The 6,998-nt window shown below is 72.4% G+C and carries 3 protein-coding genes; all 3 read right to left on the bottom strand.

The genetic code is table 11. The features are described from left to right. Positions 1 to 148 precede the first annotated feature (148 nt). Positions 149 to 5,377 (bottom strand): type I polyketide synthase, encoded by a 5,229-nt coding sequence (locus tag ACWC2B_RS36340; RefSeq protein ID WP_450724350.1) that lies wholly within the window; start codon positions 5,375 to 5,377, stop codon positions 149 to 151. 77 nt (positions 5,378 to 5,454) lie between these two features. Beyond that, on the bottom strand, positions 5,455 to 5,646 hold the full coding sequence (locus tag ACWC2B_RS36335) for a ferredoxin (RefSeq protein WP_386155930.1): 192 nt from the start codon (positions 5,644 to 5,646) through the stop codon (positions 5,455 to 5,457). Between the two features lie 87 nt (positions 5,647 to 5,733). Then, the gene (locus tag ACWC2B_RS36330) at positions 5,734 to 6,891 is read right to left on the bottom strand and encodes a cytochrome P450 (RefSeq protein WP_450724354.1); all 1,158 of its coding nucleotides are present in this window, start codon (positions 6,889 to 6,891) and stop codon (positions 5,734 to 5,736) included. Between the last annotated feature and the right edge of the window lie 107 nt (positions 6,892 to 6,998).

Raw genomic sequence — 6,998 nt, 5'->3', positions numbered from 1 at the left:
CAACTGGGCGCATGCGCCGGGACTCCGCGGGGATCAGACGCGGGCTCACAGGCGCCCAGGGTTCCGTCCCAGGGCTCCCTGGCGTGCGCGGCCCGCTTGCCTACGGGTGGGTGCGGGGGGGCTTCGGAGAAGGCCCGCACCCCACCCGTCAGCTCTCCGCGTCCATCAGCTGGAACAGTTCCTCGTCGCTGGCCGATGCCAGGTCCAGCGTCCCACCGGGGCCGTCGCCCGTCCCCCCGCCGGCTCCCGCTGTCGCGGCCGCCACTGCCTTCAGGCGTGCCACCGTCTCCTCCGAGACCTCCGTGCCGGTCATGAGTAGGTCCTCCAACTCGGCCACGATCGACTCCACATCGCGCACGGGGGAGGCGGGCCGCGCCGTGCTGCGCTCACGTACGAGCCGGACCACCGCGTTCGGGGTGGGGAAGTCGTACACGAGCGTGGCCGGCAGTCGCATGTCCGCGGCCGAGATGAGGCGGTTGCGCAGTTCGACCGCGTTCACCGAGTCGATGCCCAGCTCCTTGAACGTGCGGTTGCCCTCCTCGCCACGCATCTCCTGGCCGCCGAGCACGGCCGAGGTCTCGTCGAGGACCAGGGCCAGCACGAGTGCGTTCTGCGCGGCCTCGTCGAGGCCGGACAGGCGGGCGTCCAGCCCCGACGGCTCTTCACCGGCCGCCGTCCCGCTCATACCGACCGGGGCACCCCAGACACCCGCGGCGTCCACGACGCCTCCGTGGGCAGCCAGGCCCGTCGGTCCCGCGGGAGTCGACGCCAGCCAGAACCGCCGCCGCTGGAACGCGTACGTGGGTAGCGGCACGGGCCGGGCCTCGGGCAGCACCGCGTCCCAGTCGACGGGAGCTCCATGGGCGTGCATCCGGGCGACCGCGGCGAGCAGGGCGTGCCGTTCCGACACTCCGGCGCGCAGGCTCGGCACGGCGGCGGCCCCGGTCTGCGGGTCGGCCGACTCCATGCACTCGTCGATGATCGGCGTGAGCGTCGGATCGGCACCCAGCTCCAGGAACCCGGTGACGCGCTCGTCCCGGAGCAGGCCGATCGCGTCCTCGAAGCGTACGGACTGCCGCACGTGCCGCACCCAGTGGTCCGGGTCGAGTGCCTCCTCGGTGGTCAGCGGGCGGCCGGTGACGGTGGAGACGATCCGAACGGCGGGCGAGGCGTAGGACAGCCCGCGGGCGACCGCGCGGTACTCCTCCAGCATGGGGCCCATCAGTGGCGAATGGGCCGCGACCTTCACCGCGATCCGCCGGGTCTTGTGACCGGCGGCGCGGAGCCGGTCGGTGAGCGCCATGAGGGGGGCCTCGGCGCCCGAGAGCACGACGGAGTGCGGCCCGTTGACGGCAGCGATCCCTATGCAGTCACTCAACTCCGCCAGCCACGGCGTCACTTCGTCCTCGGTGATGCGTACCGCCACCGTCCCGCCACCGGGCGGCAGCGCGGCCATGAGCCTGCCGCGGGCCGCCACCAGGGTGCACGCGTCCTGGAGGGAGAGCACACCGGCGACATGGGCGGCGGAGATCTCGCCGAACGAGTGCCCCACCAGGTGATCGGGGACCAGGCCCCAGGATTCGAACAGCCGGTACAGGGCCACCTGGATGGCGAACAGCGCGGGCTGGGTGTAGGTGGTGTCGTCGAGGAGGGCCGCCTCGTCGGAGCCGGGAGCCGCCCACATCACCGAGGTCAGCGGCAGCGGCAGCAGGGGATCCACCGTGGCGCACACCTCGTGCAGGGCCTGCCCGAAGGCGGGGAAAGCCGCGGCCGCCGCGTGTCCCATGCCGGTGTGCTGGCCCCCCTGCCCGGGGAAGGCGAAGGCCAGTCCGCCCGGTGCGGCATCGTGCAGGATGACGCCGGGGGCGCGCTCGCCACGCCCGAATTCCGCGGCTGTGGACAGGAGTTGCGTCCGGTCGGAGCCGGTGACGACGGCCCGGTGCCGGTGCAGGTTCCGGGTGGTGGTCAGGGCGTGGGCGACGTCCTGGGCGCGCAGGTCCGGGTGGGCCGTCACGTGCTCGGCGAGGCGTTGTGCCTGTGCGCGCAGCGCCGTCCGGCTCCGGGCGGACAGCACCCAGGGCGCGGTCGGGTCGTCGGCCGGCTCCGGGACCCGCGCCGGTCCGGACGCACCCCGTGCCTCCTCCGGGGACTCGCCCGGTGCCTCCTCCAGGATCACGTGCGCATTGGTCCCGGTGAGTCCGAACGAGGACACCCCCGCCCGGCGCGTGCGTCCGCTCTCCCGTGGCCAGGGCTGGGCCTCGGTCAGCAGCCGTACCGCACCGGCGGACCAGTCCACCTCGGCCGAGGGGGTGTCCGCGTGCAGCGTCCGCGGCAGGACGCCGTGGTGCAGCGCGAGAACCGACTTGATGACCCCGACGACGCCGGCGGCCGCCTGGGTGTGCCCGATGTTCGACTTCACCGACCCCAGCCACAACGGCCGGTCCGCGGGGCGCTGTTGGCCGTACGTGGCCAGTAGTGCCTGGACCTCGATGGGGTCGCCGAGGGGCGTGCCGGTGCCGTGCCCTTCCAGGGCGTCCACGTCCTGCGGTGTCAACCCGGCATCGGCCAGGGCCTGGCGGATGACGCGCTGCTGTGCGGGCCCGCTCGGCGCGGTGAGCCCGTTGGAGGCGCCGTCCTGATTCACCGCGGAGCCGCGGACGAGCGCCAGGACGCGGTGTCCGTTGCGTCGGGCGTCGCTCAGCCGCTCCAGCAGCAGCAGCCCCGCGCCCTCCGCCCACGCGGAGCCGTTCGCGGAGTCGGAGTACGGCATGGCGCGGGCGTCGGGGGAGAGGGCGCGCAACCGGGAGAAGTGTGTGAAGGGCGTCGGGGTCGCCATGACGGTGACGCCGCCGGCCAGCGCCAGGTCGGTCTCGCCGGACCGCAGGGACCGGCAGGCCAGGTGCAGGGCGACGAGGGACGAGGAGGAGGCGGTGTCGACCGTCATCGTGGGGCCTTCGAGCCCGTAGGTGTAGGCGACGCGCCCCGAGGTTGCGCTACCGGCGGTCCCGGTGGTGAGCATGCTTTCCCATGCGTTGGGCGCCGCGGACGCGTGGGCGCCGTAGCCGCGGTCCATCGCGCCGGCGAACACGCCGGTACGGGTCCCCCGCAACGACTCCGGGGCGATGCCTGCCCGCTCGAAGGTCTCCCAGGCCGCTTCCAGGAGCAGCCGCTGCTGGGGATCGATCGCCGTCGCTTCCATGTCGGACAGGCCGAAGAAGCCCGCGTCGAAGTCGCCCGCGTCGCGCAGGAAGCCGCCTTCACGGGCGTAGGTGGTACCCGGCTGGTCGGGATCGTCGTCGAAGAGCCGGTCCAGGTCCCAGCCACGGTCCTCCGGGAAGGGGGACATGGCGTCGGCCCCGTCGGTGAGCAGCTCCCACAGGGCCTCGGGGGAGCCGGCTCCGCCCGGCAGCCGGCAAGCCATGCCGATGATGGCCACCGGGTCGGCATCGTCCGGCGAGGTCCGACGCGGCTCTTCCCGGGCCGGCTCCTCCTGCTCGGCCAGGAGCCGCGCGACGGCCCGCGGGGTGGGGTGGTCGAAGGCCAGCGTGGTCGGGAGCGGGAGCCCGGTCTCCTCCCGGAGCAGATTCCGCAGCCGTACCGCGAGGATGGAGTCGAGGCCGAGCTGCCGGAAGTCGGCCTCGGGGGAGAACAGGACGGACGTGCCGTCCTTCCCGAGCAACCGGCCGACGCAGTCGCGTACGAGGTCCAGCGCCTCCTCGACCGTGTACGGCGGGATCGCGCCGAGCCGGGCCGGGACGGACACCTCCTCAAGGCCGGTGAGCAGCTCATGGAGCGCCCGGCGGTCGAGCTTCCCGGCGGGGGAGAGGGGAAGCTCGGGCACGGTGAGTAGTTCGAGGGGGATCTTGTGGTCGGCGAGGCCCAGCCGGTGCAGGAACGCGGTCACTTCGGTCAGGCCGATCGTGCGGTCCGCGTGGTCCGTCACGATCAGGCACGGGTACTCCCCGAGCCGGTCGTCCGGTGCGCCGGCCACGGCCAGCGGGCCCAGGCCCGCAAGACCCGCGAGCACTCCCTCGACTTCGGCGGCGCTGAACTTCCGGCCACCGGTGTTGATCAGTTCGGCGGTCCGGCCGTGCAGGGTCACCACTCCGTCGGCGTCGACGGCCGCGAGATCGCCGGTCCGCAGCCAGCCGTCGTCGGTGAGGGCCGAGCGCGTCAGCTCCGGCTCGCGGAAATAGCCTCGGAACAACCCCGGTCCCCGGTAATGGAGTTCACCGGTTTCGTCCGCCGCGCACACCTCGCCGTGTTCATCGACGACCCGCAGGTTCCCGCCGCCGACCGGCCCGCCCACACTGCCGTCGGGGTCCTGGGCCCGGGTGCGGGTGCCGGTGCCGATCTCGGACATGCCCCACACCACGACCAGTTCGCAGTCGAGGACGCCGCGTACCTGAGCGGCGAGCGCGGGCGCCAGGGCGGCCCCCGCCGTACGCACCTGGTGTGGCGCGAAGCCCGTCGGCTCGTCCGTCCTGGCCAACCGCGCGACGACGTCCCGCAGTTGCGTGGGCACGGCGAAGACGACGCGGGGGGCATGCTCCCGCGCCAACGCCACGAAGCGGTCCGCGTCCCACCCGGTGAGCAGCACCTGTCCGCAGACGGCGAGCAGCGCCGCATGCACGGCTTGGAGGCCGAACAGATGGGTCATCGGGCAGGCCGTGAGCACCGTACCGGCGAAGGTGTCTGCATCCTCGGCGAGGACGGCAGCGGTGTTCGACAGCAGACCGTCGTGGCTGTGCACACACAGCTTGGGCCGCGCCGAGACCGTTCCGGATGAGGGGATCAGAACGAGCGGCAGGTCGGGGGTGACGTCCACCGGCCGGGGCCGACTGCCCGCCCAGGCCGCCAGTAGCCCGTCCAGCGACTTGGCACCCGCCTTTCGGCACTCCGCCTCCGACGCCCCGGTCAGCAGCACACCGCGCAGCGACGGGACACCCTCCCCGAGCGAACGGGCCGTCGCCGCGCTTTCACTCCCGGAGGCCGACAGGACCAGCAGGACGGGTTCCGCCCGGGTCAGCAGCGCATGGACCTCCGGGGCCGGAGTGCCCTGGTGGACGGGGAGCAGCACGGCTCCGACGGCCGCGACGGCCAGGTGCAGGGTCTGCAGCTCCCAGCAGTTCGGCAGCTGTACCGCCACCACGTCGCCGGGCGCGACCCCCGACGCCTGTAGGCCGCGGGCCAGCGCGTCGACGTCCGCTCGCCACTGTGTCCACGTCCACGAGCGGTCCCCGTCGACGACGGCCACGGAGTCGGGAGCGGATCCCACGGCGGCCTCGAACACATCGGGCAGCGTGTAGCCGCCCAGTACCTCCGCCGCGTCGGTGGGTGGCTGGATCACGTAGTCATCTGTGTGGACGGGCACCATCACTCCCGGATCTCAAGCACTCTCGTCTGGTGGGGGGGGCAACGCGGTGGGACCCGGGCTCCTGCTCCGGTCGGGCCTCAGCCCTCGTGCACGGTGATGGCCCGGGACGGGCACAGGCCACCCGCCAGTCGGGCCGTGGTCTCCTGGGCGGCGGTCGGGTCGGCGAGGAGGGTGACGAGTCCGTCATCGTCCTGGTCGAAGAGCGCGGGCGCGTTCAGCACGCACTGGCCCGCCCCCACACAGCGGTCGGGGGCGACGGTGATACGCATGTCGATGTCTCTCCTGGTCTCTTCTGCGGTAAAGGTGGGCCCGTCCGGTGGTCGGTGGCACGCGCCCCGGGCGGACGGGCCGGGCGGCTACCAGCGGACCGGAAGCTCGTGCAGCCCGTAGAGCACGCTGTCGTACTTGATGCTCAACCCCTCGACCGGCGTGGCGAGTTGGAGGTTGGGGATGCGCTCGAAGAGCTTCCGGTAGGCGACCTCCATCTCGATCCGCACCAGGTTCTGCCCCAGGCACTGGTGCACGCCGTAGCCGAAGGCCACGTGACTGCGGGCGGACCGGGAGGGGTCGAACGTGTGGGGGCATTCGAAGACGGACTCGTCGTGGTTGGCCGCGGCGACCAGCGGCACGATGCCTTCGCCCGCCTTGATGAGCTGGCCGGCGATCTCCACGTCCTCGACCGCCACCCGCAGGGACACCAGGTCGGCGACGGAGTGGAAGCGCAGCGTCTCCTCCACGGCCCGGTCGTCATTGATCCACTGGGGGTGCGTCAGCAGGGTGACCACGCCGAGCGCGATGTTGTTGGCCGTGGTCTCGTGGCCGGCGATGAGCAGCAGCATCAGCACGCCCGACAGCTCATGGGGGGCGATGACGCCGTTGGCCAGCAGTCGGCTCACCAGGTCGTCGCCGGGCCACTTCTCCTTGATGGAGATCAGTCGGTTGATGTAGCGCAGCAGTTCCTTGCCGGCCGTCTTGCGCTGCTCTTCGGTGGCGTTGCGGAGGGAGACCAGGACGCGGGTCCTGGACTCGAAGAACTCACGGTCCGCGGGCGGCACTCCGAGCAGCGAGGAGATCACCAGAGAGGGGATGGGCAGTGCGAAGTCGGCGACGAGGTCCGCGGTGTTGCCCGCGGCCAGCATCTCGTCCAGGCGCGCCTCCACCGTGCGTTCGATCGCGGGCCGCATCGCCCGTACCCGCCGCACGGTGAACTCCGGGATCAGGGCCTTGCGGAACCGGTCGTGGTCGGGGGAGTCCATCCCCACGAACCAGCCCGGGATCTGATCCTGCTTGGGCACTCCCACGGTCTCCCCGACGTTGGGGAATCCCTCGTGCTCGGGGTTGGAGCTGATTTTGGGGTTGGTCAGTACGGCGCGAACGTCCTCGTGCCGGGTGACCAGCCACACCCGCTTGCCGTCGGGCAGGTGCGAGAGGACCAGGCCCTGCTGGTCGCGGTAGTCGGCGTAATGGGGTGGCGGGAACGGCACGCCGGGTTGGCGCAGCGGAAATTCGACCATCGGCGAATCCGTCGTGTCCGTGGCCGGACCTGCCTGGGCCGAGGCCGGGCAGGTCCGCGGCACGGCCGGGCCTGTGTGCGTCATGGGTCGGTATCCCCTCTCGAACG

The sequence above is a fragment of the Streptomyces sp. NPDC001415 genome (genome assembly GCF_053597395.1).
This window is presented reverse-complemented; position numbering and strand designations above follow the sequence as displayed.